Origin of the sequence: Antrihabitans stalactiti, assembly GCF_012932915.1 — a bacterium.
GTDB lineage: Bacteria > Actinomycetota > Actinomycetes > Mycobacteriales > Mycobacteriaceae > Antrihabitans > Antrihabitans stalactiti.
In genome coordinates this window covers 540519-557618 of the sequence record NZ_VCQU01000001.1, presented here as the reverse complement: position 1 = coordinate 557618, position 17100 = coordinate 540519, and the positions used below count along the sequence as shown (strand labels likewise).

The 17100-nt window shown below is 62.3% G+C and carries 16 protein-coding genes; 6 read left to right on the top strand and 10 right to left on the bottom strand.

The features are described 5' to 3' along the window. Window positions 1-76: 76 nt before the first annotated feature. Window positions 77-280: a hypothetical protein gene (locus FGL95_RS02755; RefSeq protein WP_169584631.1), complete on the bottom strand. Its 204-nt coding sequence runs from the start codon at window positions 278-280 to the stop codon at window positions 77-79. A 314-nt stretch (window positions 281-594) separates the two neighbouring features. On the opposite strand from FGL95_RS02755, the gene FGL95_RS33255 reads away from it, so the two are divergent. Then, window positions 595-1527, top strand: a complete 933-nt coding sequence (locus FGL95_RS33255) for a universal stress protein (RefSeq protein ID WP_169584630.1) — start codon at window positions 595-597, stop codon at window positions 1525-1527. Here FGL95_RS33255 and FGL95_RS02745 read toward each other — a convergent pair. Both FGL95_RS02745 and FGL95_RS02740 read right to left on the bottom strand, forming a co-directional pair. Further along, window positions 1515-2534 (bottom strand): Acg family FMN-binding oxidoreductase, encoded by a 1020-nt coding sequence (locus FGL95_RS02745; RefSeq protein ID WP_169584629.1) that lies wholly within the window; start codon window positions 2532-2534, stop codon window positions 1515-1517. The genes FGL95_RS33255 and FGL95_RS02745 overlap by 13 nt on opposite strands. Window positions 2535-3028: 494 nt before the next feature. Continuing rightward, a complete protein-coding gene (locus FGL95_RS02740) occupies window positions 3029-3664 on the bottom strand; it encodes a response regulator transcription factor (RefSeq protein ID WP_169584628.1) in 636 nt (211 codons plus the stop codon). Window positions 3665-4174: 510 nt separating this feature from the next. On the opposite strand from FGL95_RS02740, the gene FGL95_RS02735 reads away from it, so the two are divergent. Continuing rightward, a complete protein-coding gene (locus FGL95_RS02735) occupies window positions 4175-5962 on the top strand; it encodes a molybdopterin-dependent oxidoreductase (protein WP_169584627.1) in 1788 nt (595 codons plus the stop codon). 165 nt (window positions 5963-6127) lie between these two features. Here FGL95_RS02735 and FGL95_RS02730 read toward each other — a convergent pair whose 3' ends face one another. The 4 genes from FGL95_RS02730 to FGL95_RS02715 form a co-directional block, all read right to left on the bottom strand. Then, window positions 6128-7858, bottom strand: a complete 1731-nt coding sequence (locus FGL95_RS02730; protein WP_169584626.1) for a GAF domain-containing protein — start codon at window positions 7856-7858, stop codon at window positions 6128-6130. Window positions 7859-8184: 326 nt separating this feature from the next. Continuing rightward, a complete protein-coding gene (locus FGL95_RS02725; protein ID WP_240962640.1) occupies window positions 8185-9168 on the bottom strand; it encodes an Acg family FMN-binding oxidoreductase in 984 nt (327 codons plus the stop codon). A 211-nt stretch (window positions 9169-9379) separates the two neighbouring features. Next, the gene (locus FGL95_RS02720) at window positions 9380-10279 is read right to left on the bottom strand and encodes a universal stress protein (RefSeq protein ID WP_169584625.1); all 900 of its coding nucleotides are present in this window, start codon (window positions 10277-10279) and stop codon (window positions 9380-9382) included. A gap of 28 nt (window positions 10280-10307) precedes the next feature. Further along, complete coding sequence (locus tag FGL95_RS02715; protein ID WP_240962639.1) at window positions 10308-10640, bottom strand: dsRBD fold-containing protein; 333 nt, start codon at window positions 10638-10640, stop codon at window positions 10308-10310. Between the two features lie 254 nt (window positions 10641-10894). Between FGL95_RS02715 and FGL95_RS02710 the strand changes: the two genes are divergently transcribed. From FGL95_RS02710 to FGL95_RS32150, 4 genes are read left to right on the top strand one after another with little or no spacing between them, the layout of a single operon-like run. After that, window positions 10895-11764 carry a universal stress protein gene (locus tag FGL95_RS02710; protein ID WP_169584624.1) on the top strand — a complete coding sequence of 290 codons (870 nt, stop codon included), beginning with the start codon at window positions 10895-10897 and terminating at the stop codon, window positions 11762-11764. Window positions 11765-11770: 6 nt separating this feature from the next. Further along, window positions 11771-12283: a CBS domain-containing protein gene (locus FGL95_RS02705; protein ID WP_169584623.1), complete on the top strand. Its 513-nt coding sequence runs from the start codon at window positions 11771-11773 to the stop codon at window positions 12281-12283. After that, window positions 12280-13170: a universal stress protein gene (locus FGL95_RS02700; protein ID WP_169584622.1), complete on the top strand. Its 891-nt coding sequence runs from the start codon at window positions 12280-12282 to the stop codon at window positions 13168-13170. Before FGL95_RS02705 ends, FGL95_RS02700 begins: the two co-directional genes overlap by 4 nt. A 39-nt stretch (window positions 13171-13209) precedes the next feature. Further along, window positions 13210-13419 carry a hypothetical protein gene (locus tag FGL95_RS32150; RefSeq protein ID WP_240962638.1) on the top strand — a complete coding sequence of 70 codons (210 nt, stop codon included), beginning with the start codon at window positions 13210-13212 and terminating at the stop codon, window positions 13417-13419. Window positions 13420-13445: 26 nt separating this feature from the next. Here FGL95_RS32150 and FGL95_RS02690 read toward each other — a convergent pair whose 3' ends face one another. The 3 genes from FGL95_RS02690 to FGL95_RS02680 all read right to left on the bottom strand — a co-directional run bounded on the left by FGL95_RS02690 (window position 13446) and on the right by FGL95_RS02680 (window position 17037). Further along, entirely contained in the window at window positions 13446-14270 is an 825-nt protein-coding gene (locus FGL95_RS02690) for an alpha/beta fold hydrolase (RefSeq protein ID WP_169584621.1), read from the bottom strand. Between the two features lie 377 nt (window positions 14271-14647). Next, a complete protein-coding gene (locus FGL95_RS02685; protein WP_169584620.1) occupies window positions 14648-15862 on the bottom strand; it encodes a CaiB/BaiF CoA transferase family protein in 1215 nt (404 codons plus the stop codon). Further along, window positions 15859-17037: an acyl-CoA dehydrogenase family protein gene (locus FGL95_RS02680; RefSeq protein WP_169584619.1), complete on the bottom strand. Its 1179-nt coding sequence runs from the start codon at window positions 17035-17037 to the stop codon at window positions 15859-15861. Before FGL95_RS02680 ends, FGL95_RS02685 begins: the two co-directional genes overlap by 4 nt. Window positions 17038-17100 lie beyond the last annotated feature (63 nt).

Genomic DNA, 17100 nt, shown 5'->3' with positions numbered 1-17100 from the left:
TCTGCGCAACGGTCCGTCGGGAAGTTAGTGCCCGAAGTCCGCGGTTGCGAGGTCGTTCGGCCGATGGTTCAGCGGTTCACGAATGCCGCGGCACATTGCCATGACCGCGGAGACTGCCGATGACGACGGCGGTGGCCGTACCGGCGGTCATCAAGGCGGCGGCAGCACCCAGGACGGCCCAGTTGCCGAACCCGGATCCGGCTGCCGTCAGACTGGAACCAACGAGGGCCACGGTCAGCAAGATGAGCACGTATACGGTCGTCCACGCGGTCGGTTTCATTGTCCTTCCTCACTTTTGGAGTTCGCATATATGAATTCGATTGTGCGGATGCAGGAACGCCACGCGTAGGGGAAGACGGCTCGTGCTCGATGGTCGACGGTCATGCGCGGCGGATACGAAGGTCACGGTGCGAGGGCAGGTCGATCAACGACTATTGGCCCATCCTGTCGGGCCAACCGACTCTTCGCACGGTCGGCCGATTCCGGCAGCCTGAATACAGATCAGTCGGTGCGGAGGCCTGTTCGCCAACTGAGCTCCGCCTGAGTTTTCCGGCTCGCCAAGAGCGGGTCCTCTCTCACCGAACGGAGCAGAACATGGTTCACCCCCTCCAGAAATCGATCGTCGTCGGCATCGACGGATCCGCTGCAGCGGTGCACGCGGCCGAGTGGGCCGCGACCGACGCAGTTGCCAGAGATCTGCCCCTGACGCTCGTCTACGTCGCCGCGCCGGATTCCGAGGAACCGGTCACAAATGCGCCGCAGACGGAATTCGACTACGGCAGAGCAGCATTGCACACTGCGCGGCAAGCGGCCGAGCGCCGTGCCGAAGGTTTGAAGGTCGACCTCGAACTGGTCCGGGGCGACATCGACTCGACCTTGACGGACCTCTCGGCCAACGCCGACATGGTCGTCGTCGGATCGGTGGGCATCGGCTTCTTCGCGGAAATGATTCTGGGGTCGACTGCCTCCACGCTTGCACGGACGGCGCAGTGCACGGTCGCGATCATCCGCCCACCACATCGCTACGCCGCCGTTCCCATTGCGGGCCCGATCGTCGTTCTTGTCGACGGACATTCTTACCTCTCAGCCGTTCTCGGCGCCGCGTTTTTCGAGGGCAGCATCCGAGGGGCCGAGGTGATGGTTCCGCAGACCCGACGCAACCGGCCGTGGGCCGTGCCGGCAAGTTCGACGACTGTAGAACGTGGGGCCATGGCACCGGTACAGACCGAAATGGATGTACTGCGTCGGCAATTCCCCGAGGTCGTCTCACACTCGATGATCATCGAGGGCTATCCGATCGCTTACCTTCGAGCAGTTGAGCAAGAGCGCTCAGCTGGTCATCGTGGTTCGCGAGAAGTCCCGCTCCGAATCGGGTGCCAAGCTCGGCTCCACGGCGCACGCGATGGTGTACCACGCGAAGTGCCCTGTGCTCGTCGTTCCGGCCACCGACTGATCAGCAAAGCTGCCGAAACCCGGCTGGTAAGTTCGCCAGCCGGGTTTCTTATTGCTGCGCCTCAGTATTTCTGAACGGATTCGTGCCGGCGACCGACCATGGCGCCGTCGAACGAATCGATCATCTCATCCACCGTGTGCCTCGGCGTGGCAGGTAATGGGTCCGCGCTGGGGGGTGCCCAGCCAATCCGCACCATGATTTGCGGGAAGCCGCTGTCGTCCAACACAGCCGACCGAATAAGGGCGCGGGTCTCGGGTAGCTCGAGCGGTTCGGTGAGCGCGCAGGTCGCCAACCCCAAAGTCGTTGCTGTCAGCAAGGCAGCGCTTGTGGCTTCACCGGCACGAAGTCGAGACATGATGTCGTCGGAAGGCGTTGCCAACACAAGCAGTTCGGTTGCATCGTCATCGGGCTGTCCGCTGCGTGTTTGCTGCAACTGCGGGTTTGCAAACGCGCGCGACGGCATTCTGGTCGTATCGTCGGGCGCAGGAGTGTTCGAGGCTGGAACGCCGTCGAGCGAACCTCTGCGACCGCTCCACACTTTCAGTTCTGACTGGTAGTTGGCGTCGCGTGCGTGCGTCGCTGCCGACTCCGCGAGTGCGCGCTCGACGTGCGACAGTGCCTCGGCGCGGTACAGCAGGACGCCTTCCTGTGCGGCCCGAGCGGCAATCAGTGCGATGTGGCCGAGCGGCACCGGCCACGAACTGTAGCGGCGCCGGTCCGTCCTGCGGCTGGGAATGGCAGCGGCCATCGCGATGTCTTGTTCGGAGGGGACATGCCGCACCAGTTCGATAGCGGCAATGTGCTGGGGGTCGGCCGGATTCGGAAAGCGGTGGGCGCGAGCGCGCCAACCCAATGAAGCAATGGCCACCCTGAAGTGGTGCAGCACGGTGCCGCAGCTCAACATCAAATCGCGACCGTCCGGATCCGTATGGCGCAGCAAGATTGTGGGGTCGACGTACAGATGCACGGACTCGTCCCCGATCCGCCAACGCCAGGGCTGCGAATTGTGCACGGACGGTGCGCGCATCGCCAGAGCGATGGCCGTCCTGATCGTGCCGTCGTCCGGGAATTCCACGTCCATTGCCGTACCTTTCTATCGTTTCCTGTATCGACTGTCGCAGTTCGCGTTCGGTGAGTGCAGAGGACGAAGGCCCTGGTTCGGGGGACTACGTACTGAACGTTCCTCGATCGACCTCGGAGTCAACCCACCCGTCTGGACTAAGCGGCGAGCAAACGCGGCCAGGTGGTGCGGCACGAATTCAAGGTGAAAACTCGCTTTCACCCTTGTTCACAAGCGAGAGCTGGGTGCGGCGGCAGCACCCGCGACCCGGGCAACAAAGTTCGATGGCTGGCAGATTCGGCCGTGCGCAGCGCGGCAATGATGTTGTGTACAAATAACTTCGAGAGCTGGTCGAACCGGACGATCTCTATTCGACGGACATTCTTGGCCCGATGCTGCCCGGTGATTTGGCCCGAGCCGGAATCTGGGGTGCCAAGATTGCAGCGAAGCGAGTCGTATGCGACATGGTCCGGGTGATACTCGCGCCGCTATGCCACCGGCCGTTCAAAGCTGGTTCAATTGTCCCTTCCGAGTTTGGACACGAAGACCGCCGCCTGAGTCCGTCGCTCCATGCCGAGTTTGGCCAGTAGTCGCGACACGTAGTTCTTGACAGTCTTCTCCGCCAAGAACATTCGCGCGGCGATCTGCCGGTTGGTGAGCCCCTCGCCGAGCAACGTAAGGAGCGTCCGCTCCTGCTCGGTCAGGCCAGCAAGGGGTCCGGGTTCCTCCGTACGGGCGCGTAGTTTGGTCATCAGTGCCGCCGCAGCTCGGTTATCCAGCAACGATTTTCCGGAGCCGACCTCCTTGATCGCCTTGGCGAGTTCCATGCCTCGAATATCCTTGATGACATACCCGCTCGCGCCCGCGAGGATCGCATCGATCATGGCTTGTTCGTCGGTGAACGATGTCAACATCAGGCAATGCAGACCGGGAAGCTGAGACAGCAGATCACGGCACAGTTCAACGCCGTTGCCGTCGGGCAACTGTAGGTCTAGCACTGCAACGTCGGGGCGAAGCGCGGGTATTCGCGCGAGCGCTTGAGCCACGCTCCCGGCCTCGCCGACGACTGTCAGCTCCGGGTCGTCCCCGAGGAGGTCCGCCAGACCGCGACGCACCACCTCGTGATCATCGACCAAAAACACCTTGATCATGACAAATCCTTAGTTCGTCAGCGCAGTGTGCAAAAACGAGATTACCCGTACACTGCAGAATCGATGTAGTTGAGCAATCGGCACCCTACGGTGTTGAACGCTGGCACGGTCATGGCTGTCATCGACGCTTTGCTGGAACGCCCCTCGACTCTGCCCGGGCGCTCGGCGATCGAATCGTAGGTCATGTATCGCCCAGACGACCCGGCGGCGGGGATCCCTGCTTGCGAGTGGATCCAGGGCGATCTGCTCGGCCACTTGACTTGAGGACTAACTCGATTGAAACCGAAAACGTTGCAGGACTGTTGAACTCGCACATCGGGTCGTGTGACCGAATTTGTCGTGTCGGGCGGGTTCGACGACGGTTTCAACAATAGGGATTGTCACATCGATTCCATGGAGGCCATTGTCCTGAAATGTCGTCGACAAAAGTCGTCGGGCGCTAGGACCAAAGTCACGGGTCGGGAGTAACGTCCGTTCCGAACGTGCCGGGTCGAGAGTCAGGTAATCGTTATGAGCGATTCTGCCGAGAATTCATCACGTGGGCGACGGCTCGAGGACCTTCTCGACCAGAGTCGTCTGGACGGCCGAATTGATATCGACACGTGGGCGGGTGGAATTTCGCAAGACAATGCGCAAGTGCCGTCCGTCCGAATCGGCAGGCGCTGGTTCAGCTCTTTGTGGCTGTTGCCCATCACTATTGCCGGGTTGATCGTCGCGATTGCTTTGGCGCAGCACCTGCGACAGTACGAGTGGATGCATAGCTTCATCGAGAGCTATCCGGGCACTTCGGCAAGCTATGCGCCGGCCGTCGACACTGGTTTTCCGGCCTGGTTGCGTTGGCAACATTTGTTCAACATCGTCTTCATGATGTTTCTCATCCGAGCCGGACTACAGATACTGGCCGATCACCCGCGTTTGTACCTGAATGCTGGGAGCCGGCCGGGGACCGAGTGGTTGCGGCTCCGCGACGCGGTCCCGGAAGACCGAATGGATCCAGAAAACGCCGCGACCGCGTGGACGGCCAAAGACGATTCGGTTGCGTTGCCGAAGTGGCTGGGAATTCCGGGTTTCAGACATTCGATCGGCTTGGCGCGTTGGTGGCATTTCAGTTTAGACCTGTTCTGGCTGGTGAACGGAATTGTGTTTTACGTTTTGCTGTTCAGCACCGGTCAATGGCGGCGTATCGTCCCGCGATCGTGGGACGTATTTCCGAATGCCGTGTCCACAGCAGTCCAATATGCGTCCTTGGATTTTCCCGCCAACGAGGGTTTCACCAACTACAACGGATTGCAGATACTGGCGTACTTCGCAACGGTGTTCGTGGCCGCGCCGCTCGCCTTCGTGACAGGGCTGCTGCAGGCGCCGTCGATTGCGGCGCGATTCGGTTTCGGACGAGGAGTTCTCAACCGTCAGGTGGCGCGAAGCCTGCATTTCACAATTCTGCTGTGGATGATCTTCTTCATTCTCGTGCACACCACAATGGTGTTCGTCACGGGCTTTGTCGGAAATCTGAATCACATTGTGCTCGGCACCGAGACCGAATCCTATTGGGCCCTGGCGATCTATGTCGCCGTCATGCTGGTGTTGGCCGTTCTCTGGGTCGGCGCTTCGCCATTGACGATTCGCCACCCGCGAATCGTGCAGAGATCGGGACGCGCTGTCGTCGGCTGGGTCAAATCGTTCATGGAGTGGTCGCATCCGAAAGCGATATATGACGAAAAGGACATCTCACCCTTCTTTTGGCCGAATGGTGATCGACCCCGGTCCGACGAATATCGGCGGTTGCAGGCGGATGATTGGAAGAACTACGAACTCCGCGTAGAAGGATTGGTCGAGAAGCCGATAACCCTCTCGTATGCGGGCATTCTCGCGCTACCCAAGACCGAGCAGATCACCCAGCACTACTGCATTCAGGGTTGGTCCGGAATCGCGAAGTGGGGCGGCGTCCGGGTATCGGAAATTCTCGACCTCGTGCGTCCGCTCCCGGAGGCGAAATGGGTAGTGTTCTATTCATTTGCCGACGGTCCAGCCACGCCGGGCACTGGACGGTATTACGATTGTCATCGCTTAGCGCACATGCGGGAGCCGATGGCTATCTTGGCTTACGAGATGAACGGCCGGCGACTGAACGAGTTGCATGGCGCCCCCTTGCGCTTGCGCAACGAACTCGAACTGGGTTTCAAACAGGTCAAATGGATCGCAGCAATCGAACTTGTCCACGATTTCGCTCACCTTGGCGCAGGGCAAGGCGGTTACAACGAGGACCGCGAGTTCTTCGGTTACCGCATGCCTATCTAATGTGGTGGGGGTGAGTCCGGCGCCGAATCGAAATCCTCTATGGTTACCGAACGACACGCGTTCTGCGTAACTGCCCAGCGGCGGTGGGCCTCCGATTTGTGATGTCGTGAGGTGGGAAGGCAAGTCGACGGTGCGCACTGACCGAGAGGGTCGCGAAACTTGCCATCACGGGAGCGGCGCCCACCACGTCAGCCGCGTACCGCCGCCATCGGCCGGCGTGATGGTGAGATCGCCGCCCGATTCTTGGGCACGCGAACGGATGTTGGAGAGCCCGCTCGGTGTGATGTTCTCCGGCACTCCCTCACCATCGTCGACCACCTCGATGGTGAGGTTGTCCTCGACCGAAAGACTGACCCTGATGGACCGAGCGTGGCCGTGGCGAACCGCATTGCTGACAGCTTCGCGCACAACGGCTTCCGCGTGATCGGCGAGACCGGGCTCGACCACCGACAGCGGGCCGCTGATATGGACCGTCGTCCGCACATCGGCGTTACTGGTGAGCTGGGCGATGGCTTCCTCGACTCGCTGGCGAAGGCGCGTCGAGCCGGGGCCGCCGCCGTGGAGGTCGAAGATCGCTGTCCGAATTTCTTGGACCACGCCTTGCAGGTCGTCGATGACGTCGCTGAGCCTGCGCTGAACCTCAGGCACTCGGGTGCGCGGAATGGTTCCTTGCAGTGCAAGCCCTGCAGCGAACAGCCGCTGGATCACGTGGTCGTGCAGGTCTCGTGCGATGCGGTCGCGATCGGTCAGGACGTCGAGTTCGCGCACTTGCCGCTGCGCTTCTGCCAGTTGCAGCGCGAGCGCAGCTTGGTCGGCGAACGCCGTCATCATCTCCATCTGATCGTCGGAGAACGGCGGCCGACCCTCACGGCACAGAATGATCAGAACGCCGCTCACCGCATCGGCGGCGCGCAGCGGAAGAATGAGCGCCGGCCCGCCACTCGGGAGCGAATCGTCGAACTGGCCCGTGTCCAGGGAATCGAATCGGAGGGGAGTCCGCTCCGTGAATGCCTGGCCGGACACGGTTCCCGCAACGTCGTATCGTTCGCCGACACGAAGCTGCCCCCCGCTTCCGACGGATTCCACGAGGAGTAGTTCGCGAACATCCGAGGCAGCCGCTTCGGGATCCTCAGGAACGGAAACAAAGATGTGGTCGGCGCCGGTCAGGGCGAGCATCTTGTTTGCGATGAGGCGATACACCCTGCCCGATTCGGCGCCGGCAAGCAGTTCCGTACTGATGTCACGCGTGGCGGCTATCCACGCTTGCCGAGTCTTCGTCTCTTCGAAAAGTCGTGCGTTTTCGATTGCGATTCCGGCAGCAGCAGCGAGAGCCTGGACAAGCACCTCGTCGTCCTCGGTGAACGGTTGCCCGTTCGCCTTCTCGGTCAGGTAGAGGTTGCCGAAGACCTCGTCGCGGATGCGGACCGGTACGCCGAGAAACGTATTCATCGGCGGATGATTCGGCGGGAAACCAACCGAGGACGGATGGTGGGCAAGAACGTCGAGTCGCAGCGGTTTCGGTTGATCGATCAACAGGCCCAATACTCCGCGGCCTTCCGGCAGCGGCCCGATCAGTTCCTTGGTCGCCTTGTCGATTCCCTCATAGATGAACTCGGTCAGTTGATGGTCGTGACCGCGCACGCCGAGCGCACCGTACTGCGCATCGACGAGTTGGATTGCCGTATGCACGATGGTGCGAAGAGTCTCGTCCAACTCCAATCCGGACGTGACGACGAGCATCGCCTCGACGAGACCGTCCATGCGGTCTCTGGCGTCGATTATCTGTGTGATCCGGTCCTGCACCTCGGACAGCAGTTCGCGGAGCCGCAACTGCGAGAGCGTTTCACGTAGCGGGCTCGCAGTTGGTTCGGAACCTACGTCAGAAGGGCCAGACACGCGCTCATTCTCCCATGTTGGAGCCAATTCGCGGGTGCTGTGGTTGGTTCTCGTCTGGGGTGTTAAGTGCGGACAGGGCACCACTGGCGGCACTGGTAGAACCCCTGACCCTCGACGGCGGAAAATATTCGGCTGCAACGACGTTCGTTTGAGATCATGCAAATCGAGTGCGAATACCGCTATCACGTTTTCGGTGCCCAAAAACGATGGCGGCACCTCCCGCGTTCCTTTTCGTCGGAAGCACTGGTGGAGCCACTTGGTCCGCCTGCCATTTCGCGCGCTGTCCGATTGATCTGCCTGCTGACGATCGTGAATTTACTGTCCAGTCATGAGCGGAATTCGAGCACATCCGCCAGCGGTTTGCGTAACGTCGCGGGCGGCTGGTCCGTGCCCTTGGGTGCGACGCCGAGCCGCACGATGACCTGCGGGAATCCCTTTCCGCCCAGCAGCTTTCGAACAATAGCCCGGCTCTGCGGGATCTCGGTAATGTGGGTGAGCGGACACGTGGCCATGCCGTCGATCGTGGCTTCGAGCAGCAACGCAGAGAGCGCCTCGCCGCACGACAGGAGCTCCTGGGGGCTCTCCCCTCTGGTCATGAGGACCACGATGGTCGCGCGATCTTCGCCGATCTCGCCACGCCGTTCGATCGTGTCCAACGCAGGAAATCGTCGACCTACGTCGACTCGCCGGTCCTCGGCGCGAGATACCAACGCATCGCGCGGCACACCTTCAGCGAGGCCGGAATGACCGCTCCACCAATTAAGTTCGGCCTGATACATCGAGTCGTACCGACGAATGCCTGCCGTCAGTTCGGACGCTTTCGCCAACTCCGGCCTCGATTCAGTGGGTAAGACCGCCAAATCGGTCTCATATCGGGCCAGGATGTTGCGCACCACCATCTCGAATGTCGCCCAATCCGCGGGCTCCGCGAGCGGTAGGCGATCGGTGCGTCGTCGGGCGATGGCAGCCGCGCGCTCGACCTCCGGTTCGGAGATGTTCGGCGAGCGCCGGAACGAGATGCGGGCGAGGTGTTTCGCGTTGTTCGGGTTGGGAATTCGTGCAACGGTCGTCGACCAGCCAACGGCCGCGAACGCTGACTGGACGTGGTTCAACGCAACGCCGCAACTGATGATCATCTGCCGCCCGAACGCGTCGGTGGAGGGCAGAATGCGGTCGGAATCGCCGAATAGGTCGAGCGACTCACCCTGTTTGATCCATTGCCATGGCTGACTGTTGTGCAGCGAGGGTGCGCGACAAGCTAGAGCGACGGCGTCTCTTAACACTTCGTCTGTGGGCATATCGATGGTCATCTTTTCTCCCTTCAAAGATCGTCACCAGCGGGCCCGGGCGACGAAGAATGCTCACTACGGTACGAACTGGCGTGCTTCCGCAACGGAGGCGTTGGTCCTCGATTTGTACTCCGATGGTCCTGAATCGGCCGTCCCGCGGTGGGCTTTCTTCGCACCTGCCGAGTACCTACCAATGACAAGGCCCGTGCATGGCCTTTGGGCCAAAGGTGCGCTAGTCGTCGATGCGGCAGATCATGACCGGGCACGGAGCATGGTGGATCATGTCCTGGCTCGTCGAGCCCAAGAGTGTGCCGACGACACGGTGGAGCCCTCGACTGCCGACGACTAGCAAATCGGTGCTTCCCGCTTGTGCCAACAACGCATCCGCGGCCGATCCACGCTCGGTAGCACGGATGACAACGACGTCTGGGTACCGCTCCGCCCAGCCGGCTATGCACGCCGCCAGTAGACCTGCCTCGGCTTCGGCTTGAACAGCGACAGGATGCAGCGCATCCGCGACCGGGTAGTGGACGGGAAGAGTGTCCGGCTGCCATGCATGGAGGGCGACCAAGGGAACGCCGAACGCGGAGGCGTACTCGAATGCGTGCGCTATCGCTTCTTCGCCGGACTCGCTGCCATCGATACCCACAACTACGCGGTGGTGGTTCGACTCTGGTGGTTCGTGATCGCCGCGCCACAGCACAACTGGACAATGCGCGTGGTTGGCAACCCCGAGTGCTGTCGATCCGAGCAGGAGTGAGCTGACGACATTCGCACCCCCGTTGCCGAGCACGACCATCCGGGCATCTTCTGAAAGCGCAACCAGCTTCGCGACGACGGGTCCTTCGAGAACCGTCGAAACCACGTCGAGGTCTGCGTAGTTGCTGCGCACGAATTCTATTGCGCCGGAGACGACAACCTTTGCGTTCTGAAGCGCTTGCGTCGGCTGCTCGGGCGATCGGAGAAAGGCTGCATTACTGAAGTAGTACTCCGGATGAGTTGCCACACAAGCGACGACGAGCCTGCAGTGCAGTCGGCTTGCGACGCCGGCGGCCCAAAGGGCGGCGCTCAGCCCGGTTCGCGAACCGTCGACGCCGACGACAATCGCATTGCGCGTGCTGAGTCCGGTCATTGCAGAGTCCTGATTCGGGGTCGACGACTCAGTACGACCAGCCGGTCGGCAACGCGTTTGCCGAATCGACGGTCTCGAACAGCTGCTCGGCCAGGTCCACCAATGCTCGTGCGGTAGCTAGCTTTTCGATGTTCTCAGGCGAATCCGCGTCGGTCCGACTGAGATTGGCAAGGCCGGTCCCGATCGTCGCTGGGGCGCCGTCGGGGCGGAGCCTCGCCACAGCCCGCGTATCGTTTCCGTTCTTGTCGAGGAGAATCTCGACGCTAGTGATCTTCATTGTGCTGGCCTCCATTTGTGCGTTGAACTCAGGATCTGCTTCGAGTACCCCAGCGGCGAGGGTCCGAAGTCCTTGGTCGGTCATGCAATGGGCCCTGTGCCGACTTGCCGAGCCAGGAGTGCCCGTTCTGCGGCCGCAACGCGGGCGATTCAGCGAGGCTCTCTGCTCCCTGTCCGACGAGATTGGAATTGACGTTACGAATCACCGCCGGAAAACGGAGGTGCCGATGGTCTCCGAAATGTCAGGTCAGGTCGATGTGCACTCACGACCAAAGTCCCTAACGCACAAGAGGGCGACGCGGCCAAGGTGTCTTATGCAGCACAACGTGGAGGAGCGAGATGAGAACAACGCCACCGGTTGTCGTCGGCATTTGCGGTTCGAGGTCCTCGCAGGAGGCCGTCCGGTGGGCAGCCGACGACGCTGCACGCCGCCGTGCGCGACTGCAGATAGTCCACGCGGTGAGCGCACCGCTCGACCGCGGACCACGTTATGGCCAAGAAGAATTCGAGCTGCTCGAGAGCGAGGGCTTGCGACTTCTGGACAGCGCGCGACAGCAAGCGACCGGCGTTGCCCCGGCCGTCGAGGTGAGCACCGAACTCATCCACGCACCGATCGGCCCCATCCTCATCGACCGATCGAAGACGTCGCAGATGCTAGTCATAGGCGGTCGCGGACCGCGCGCACTGAGCAGAGCAATAGCTGGTTCGCTGGATTTCACGCTGTCCCGGCACGCGCACTGCCCGGTTGCGGTGCTCCATTTCCGCTCCAACCGTGCCTGGGACCTTTCGCGACCCCGCGGCGCGATCGTTGTCGGTGTCGATGGTTCGGAAAGTAGCAGCCGCGCAATCGAAGTAGCTTTCGAAGAGGCCTCGCTACGCGACGCCAAGCTAGTGGCGCTCCATGCGCGGTCCAATGACAGCCATCAACTCCGTGTCGCTGGCTGGACCGACGTGGAAACCGAGGAGCAGGCTTTACTGGCTGAGTGCCTTGCCGGCTTCGCCGAGCGCTATCCCGAGGTCGCTGTCCAGCGCGTCGTCGTCGAAAGCCAGCCCCTGCGGCACCTCTACGACCTGTCCGAGGATGCGGAACTGCTCGTCGTCGGCAGTCGCGGACGCGGTGGATTTGTCGGACTGACGTATGGCTCGATGAGCCAAGCGCTGCTCAATGCAGTGTCCTGCCCGATCATCGTCGCTCGGCCGGAGGCGTGAACTCTCATGTCGATCATCGAGTTTCCACGAAGCCTGGAGTGCGACAACTCCAGCCGCGTGTGCGCCGCTGACTTGGCGTTGCCGGTCACGACGATCTCGCGAGACGCGACCGTCAGTGAAGCCATCGCCGCGATGACTGTGAATCGGCAGAAGATGCTTGCTGTTGTCGACGCCGCCGGCCGCCTGGCCAAGTTGGTCACCGAGGAATCGATCGCCGATGCAAGCCTTGTTCGACTCTGGGCGGCGTCGACGATCCCGAACGGGCCGGGAACGGCGTCGTTCCTGAAATCGTCGGTGCTCGACTTCGCGTTCCCAGCGGTCTCGGTGCGCCAGGAATTCGAGGTCGAAGACATAGCGAAAACGATGCTGCGGTGGCGAATTCGTGCCGTGCCGATCGTCGTCGATGGTCGACCGACTGGAATCGTCACGTGGGCAGCGGTTTTCGCAACCAGCTTCAGGAATGAGGCCCCATCTGCTTCGATTTCGTATCTCACAGAAAGGCTTCGGCGAACCACATGAGCGAATCGGTACCGCGCGGGTCGATTGTCGTCGGTGTCGACGGTTCACGCACCTCGTACAGGGCTGCGCAATGGGCGGCCGAGCTGGCCGGCCTGCGGCGAGTGCCGTTGGTCATTGCGCGGGCCGTGCCGTCGACGACCTATTTCAGCGACGCCGACGCACAGCCCATCGAAGAAGCGTTCAGGTTGCAAGCGCTGACCGCGGCGAAAGACGAGGTCGCTGGTTCTGCGACGTCGTTGCGACGCGAGCATCCCGGGTTGGTGGTGTCCTGGCATGTGTACCCGGGCACGGGCGCGGACATACTGGTGGACCTCAGCAAGAGCGCGAGCCTGATCGTTGTAGGAGCAACCGGGCGATCGCGAACCAGAACATCGCTGCTCGGATCCACCGCGACGCAGGTTGCCAACCACGCTGCGTGCCCCGTCGCCGTGTGGCGGGGAGAACATGCCTCCGCCACGCCCGACGCGCGTTCGGTCGTCGTCGGCGTGGACGGGAGCCCGACGAGTGAGCGAGCCATCGAATACGCCTTCGACTTCGCATCGACGCACGGTGCGCCGCTCGTTGCGGTACACACCTGGATCGAGAACGAACTGCCCTACCCGCCGACCGTCGCGCCCGCGGGCGACGAGGAACGCGAAACTGCCCTGCTCGCCGAGTGTTTGGCGGGCTGGAGCGAAAAGTTCCCCGACGTCGAGGTCGTTCGAGTGTGCAAACAGGCCAGTCCGGGTGTCGAACTGCTGACTCAGGCGCAGGACGCCCAGTTGGTGGTCGTCGGAAGTCACGGTCGGCACAATCTGGCAGGCGCCCTACTCGGCTCGACCAGCCAGCGGTTGGTTCATCGCTCGCCATGCCCTGTCGTCGTGTGCCGAGGCGACGCTCAACGCTGACTACTCGAGCAAGGCACCCGCGTCGTCCGACCCTCCCTCGTGAGTCTTTTTGGAGTCCAGGGACTCCAAAAAGACTCACGACGGGCGAGTCGGATCGTTACGGGGCTTTCGCTGCACCATCGTCGCGAGTATGCGCGTGCCCGAAGCTCCGAGCGGGTCGCCGATGGCGATCTCGCCGTCAGCCGTGACGGACTCATCGAACTCGCCACCGACATGCTCGCCGTCGTCGACGACTACCTACAGAGTTAGAGCGCAAGGCGTGCGAGCACGCGGCATCACGAGCGGATGAATTCCAGCAGGTCCTTGTTGATCGTCTCCGCTTCGGTGGTCGGCATGCCGTGCGGGAAGCCCGGGTAGGTCTTCAACGTGCCGTTGACCAGCAGCTTCGCCGAAAGCGGCCCCGAGTCTTCGTAAGGAACGACTTGGTCGTCGTCGCCGTGCATCACCAACACCGGCACGGTGATCTTCTGCAGGTCCCCGGTGAAGTCGGTCTGCGAAAACGCGACGATGCCGTCGTAGTGTGCTTTCGCGCCGCCCATCATGCCCTGGCGCCACCAGTTGGCGATCACAGCTTCCGACGGCTCGACCCCGGGCCGGTTGAAGCCATAGAACGGTCCCTCGGGCAGTTCACGATAGAACTGGGACCGCCTCGTCGCTACCTGCACCTGCAACCCGTCGAACACCTCTTTCGGCAGGCCACCCGGATTGGCTTCGGTCTGGACCATCAACGGCGGGACCGCACTGATCAGTGCTGCCTTGGCAACCCGGTCTTCGCCGTGGCGAGCCAGGTAATGCGCAACTTCGCCGCCCCCGGTGGAGTGACCGACATGGATCGCGTCGTGCAAGTCGAGCTCGCTCGTCAATGCGGCGAGGTCGTCTGCGTAGTGGTCCATATCGTGGCCGTCGGCGGTCTGCGTCGAGCGACCGTGACCGCGACGGTCGTGCGCAATGACCCGATATCCGTGTAGGAGAAAGAACATCATCTGGGCATCCCAGTCGTCGCTCGACAACGGCCAGCCGTGGCTGAACACGATCGGCTGTCCGCTGCCCCAATCCTTGTAGAAGATTTCGATTCCATCGGGGGTAGTGATCGTGCCCATGCCTTGGTGCCATCCCTTCCGAATGTGCTGCGATGCAACAACACCAGCGACGAAGCCAGCGTCGACGTGTCGACGTTTCAACCGACGACCACTCACAACCTATCTCCGGCCGCGTCGATCAACGAGCGGAATCGCATCATGACGACGACCGAACTCTCGCTGATTCGCCCTCTTCAGTTCGATCTCCAGTCGGGTCCTGACGGTCTCACTGGAATCGGTCAGCTCGACGCCCCAATCCGTCGGCAGTCGGCGGAGCGACCAGTTGCGCCTGCTGGCCACAAAAGAGTGGTGCGATGTTGCGATGCTGGATCCGGGCAGCGTCTTCGGCTTTCGATTCGTCGAGATCGCCGATCGCGATCCGTGCGCTGTGTCAACCTCTATTTGGTCTGTGCCGGTTGCAAGCGCTTGGCCTGAAAGGCGACGCTCCGACTGACAATGTCGTCGGCTGCGGCCGCTTCCAGTCCGGATTCGATCAGCAGGGCGTGTGTGTGCTGACCAAGCGCAGGAACGTCACCCATCGCAGCCTCGGTGTCGGCAAAGGTGACAGGTGGGAGCAACGCCTCGACGGGCGCGTTCTCGGTGGCGATTGTTCGCCAGCGGTTGCGCGCGCGAAGTTGCGGGTGATCGACGACCTGATCGAGGTCTTTGATCTGGGCCGCAGGTACTCCCGCCGCGGCGAGACGGGCATCCAGTTCCGCGGTGGTCCACTGTGAAGTCTGTTCGGCCACAACGGCATCGCATTCGTGGCGGTGGCGCACTCGCTGCACATTTGTCGCGAATCGCGCATCGTCGGCGAGTGCGGGAAGATCGAACACGTCGGTGACGAGCGCCCGCCAGCCTTTGTCGTTCTGCACGCCGATCAGCATCTGGCCGTCACTGGTGGGGAAGGCGTCGTACGGGGCAATCGAGCTGTGGCCCAATCCCATTCGCGCGGGCTGCATGCCCGTGTGCATCTGGGTGTACATGGCATGCCCCATCCACTCGACGGTGGCTTCGAGCATGGATAGGTCGATGGATGCGCCTTGGCCGGTGCGCCACCTGCGCAGCAAGGCTGCGAGAACTGCTTGCGCGCAGTACATTCCGGATGCGATGTCGGCCGTAGGAATGCCGGTCTTGACCGGAGATTCAGCGGTGCCGGTGATGGAAATGAGCCCGGACTCGGCCTGGATGAGCAGGTCGTAGGCCTTGCGGTCCGACATCGGCCCAGCTGTCCCGTAACCGGAGAGATTAACCACGACCAACTCGGGGTGGTTCGACCGCAGTTCGTCCGCGCCGAGTCCGAGTCGCTCGGCTGCCCCCGGTGCGAGGTTCTGCACGAATACGTCGGCGGTATCGACCAGGCGGCGCACAACAGCGCGCCCCTCGATCGACTTCAGGTCGACGGCGATCGATTCTTTGCCACGATTGAGCCAGACGAAATGCGCACCCGTGCCGTGGACTACGTGGTCGTACTCGCGGGCGAAGTCGCCGCCGTCGATACGTTCGACCTTGATCACACGCGCACCAAGGTCCGCAAGGTTGCGCGTAGCCAGGGGAGCCGCGACCGCTTGCTCGATCGAGACGACGGTGACTCCGTCGAGCGGGAGCGTCATAGCGCCTTCTTCTTCTCCGCGCGGACGAGGCCGCCGCCGATGATCAGGCGCTGAATCTCGCTGGTGCCTTCGTACAGCCGCAGCAGTCGGACATCGCGGTAGATCCGCTCGACAGGCACTTCGCGCATATAGCCTGTGCCGCCGTGGATCTGCACGGCAAGGTCTGCGACCTTGCCGACCATCTCCGTGCAGAACAGCTTGGCGGCTGACGGCGCGATCCGCCGGTCGGTGTTCTCGACCCACGCTTTCGCCGCTTCGCGCGCCAGGGCGCGGCCGGCCATGACGCCCGTTTGCTGATCGGCAAGCATTGCCTGGACGAGTTGGAAGTCGCCGATCGCTGTTCCGCCTTGCTTCGCGGTGCTCGCGTAGGCCACCGACTCGTCCAGTGCACGTTGCGCCTGACCGACCGACAATGCCGCGATGTGGATGCGGCCGCGAGCCAGTGATGTCATCGCAGCGCGGTAGCCGACGTCGCCGTCGCCGCCAACGAGTGAGTCCGGGCCGATGCGAACGTGGTTGAAGGTGACGTCGGCGGTGCGTGAACCCTCCTGTCCCATCTTGGCGTCCTTGGCGCCGACCTCGATCCCAGCAAGGCCGGAGGGAACGAGGAAGACGGCGATGCCGTTGCCGGACGGGGGTTTCGGGTCGGTGCGGGCAAACACCACAAACAGCCCCGCCTCGGTGGCGTTGGTGATGAACCGTTTGCTCCCGTCGAGGATCCACCCGTCGCCATCGGCCTTCGCAGTGGTCCGCAGTCCCGCGGGGTTCGATCCGGCACCGTCTTCGGTGAGTGCGAAGGATGCGACGACGTCACCGGACGCGATGTCGGGTAACCACCGGGCCTTCTGCTCGTCGGTACCGAAGCCGACCAGCACCTGACCGGCAATGCCGTTGTTGGTGCCGAACATCGACCGTAGGGACAGTGACGTGTACCCGAGTGCCATGGCGACCTCGACGTCTTGGACCAGATCGAGCCCGAGTCCGCCCCACTCCTGCGGAATCGCGTAGCCGAACAACCCCATGTCGGTGGCCTGCTTGCGCAAGTCTGCGGGGATCGAGTCGGTGATCATGATTTCCAGCTCACGAGGCACCACGCGGGTGCGTACGAAATGGTTGAGCTGCGCGAGCACACCGGCGAAGACGTCATCCGGCACGTCGGGATTGCGATTCGGCATGGGCCAACTATGCGGGCGCGATCAAGATCAGTCCAATACCTAATACGCTCAACGATGCCGGCG

Bases quoted from the DNA above. Each gene is read 5' to 3' on its own strand.
- FGL95_RS02720 (WP_169584625.1), bottom strand. From the start codon at position 10,279: ATGACCGGACTCAGCACGCGCAATGCGATTGTCGTCGGCGTCGACGGT.
- FGL95_RS02740 (WP_169584628.1), bottom strand. From the start codon at position 3,664: ATGATCAAGGTGTTTTTGGTCGATGATCACGAGGTGGTGCGTCGCGGT.
- FGL95_RS02715 (WP_240962639.1), bottom strand. From the start codon at position 10,640: ATGACCGACCAAGGACTTCGGACCCTCGCCGCTGGGGTACTCGAAGCA.
- FGL95_RS02685 (WP_169584620.1), bottom strand. From the start codon at position 15,862: ATGACGCTCCCGCTCGACGGAGTCACCGTCGTCTCGATCGAGCAAGCG.
- FGL95_RS02710 (WP_169584624.1), top strand. From the start codon at position 10,895: ATGAGAACAACGCCACCGGTTGTCGTCGGCATTTGCGGTTCGAGGTCC.
- FGL95_RS02705 (WP_169584623.1), top strand. From the start codon at position 11,771: ATGTCGATCATCGAGTTTCCACGAAGCCTGGAGTGCGACAACTCCAGC.
- FGL95_RS02700 (WP_169584622.1), top strand. From the start codon at position 12,280: ATGAGCGAATCGGTACCGCGCGGGTCGATTGTCGTCGGTGTCGACGGT.
- FGL95_RS02680 (WP_169584619.1), bottom strand. From the start codon at position 17,037: ATGCCGAATCGCAATCCCGACGTGCCGGATGACGTCTTCGCCGGTGTG.
- FGL95_RS33255 (WP_169584630.1), top strand. From the start codon at position 595: ATGGTTCACCCCCTCCAGAAATCGATCGTCGTCGGCATCGACGGATCC.
- FGL95_RS02725 (WP_240962640.1), bottom strand. From the start codon at position 9,168: ATGACCATCGATATGCCCACAGACGAAGTGTTAAGAGACGCCGTCGCT.
- FGL95_RS02690 (WP_169584621.1), bottom strand. From the start codon at position 14,270: ATGGGCACGATCACTACCCCCGATGGAATCGAAATCTTCTACAAGGAT.
- FGL95_RS02735 (WP_169584627.1), top strand. From the start codon at position 4,175: ATGAGCGATTCTGCCGAGAATTCATCACGTGGGCGACGGCTCGAGGAC.
- FGL95_RS02755 (WP_169584631.1), bottom strand. From the start codon at position 280: ATGAAACCGACCGCGTGGACGACCGTATACGTGCTCATCTTGCTGACC.
- FGL95_RS02745 (WP_169584629.1), bottom strand. From the start codon at position 2,534: ATGGACGTGGAATTCCCGGACGACGGCACGATCAGGACGGCCATCGCT.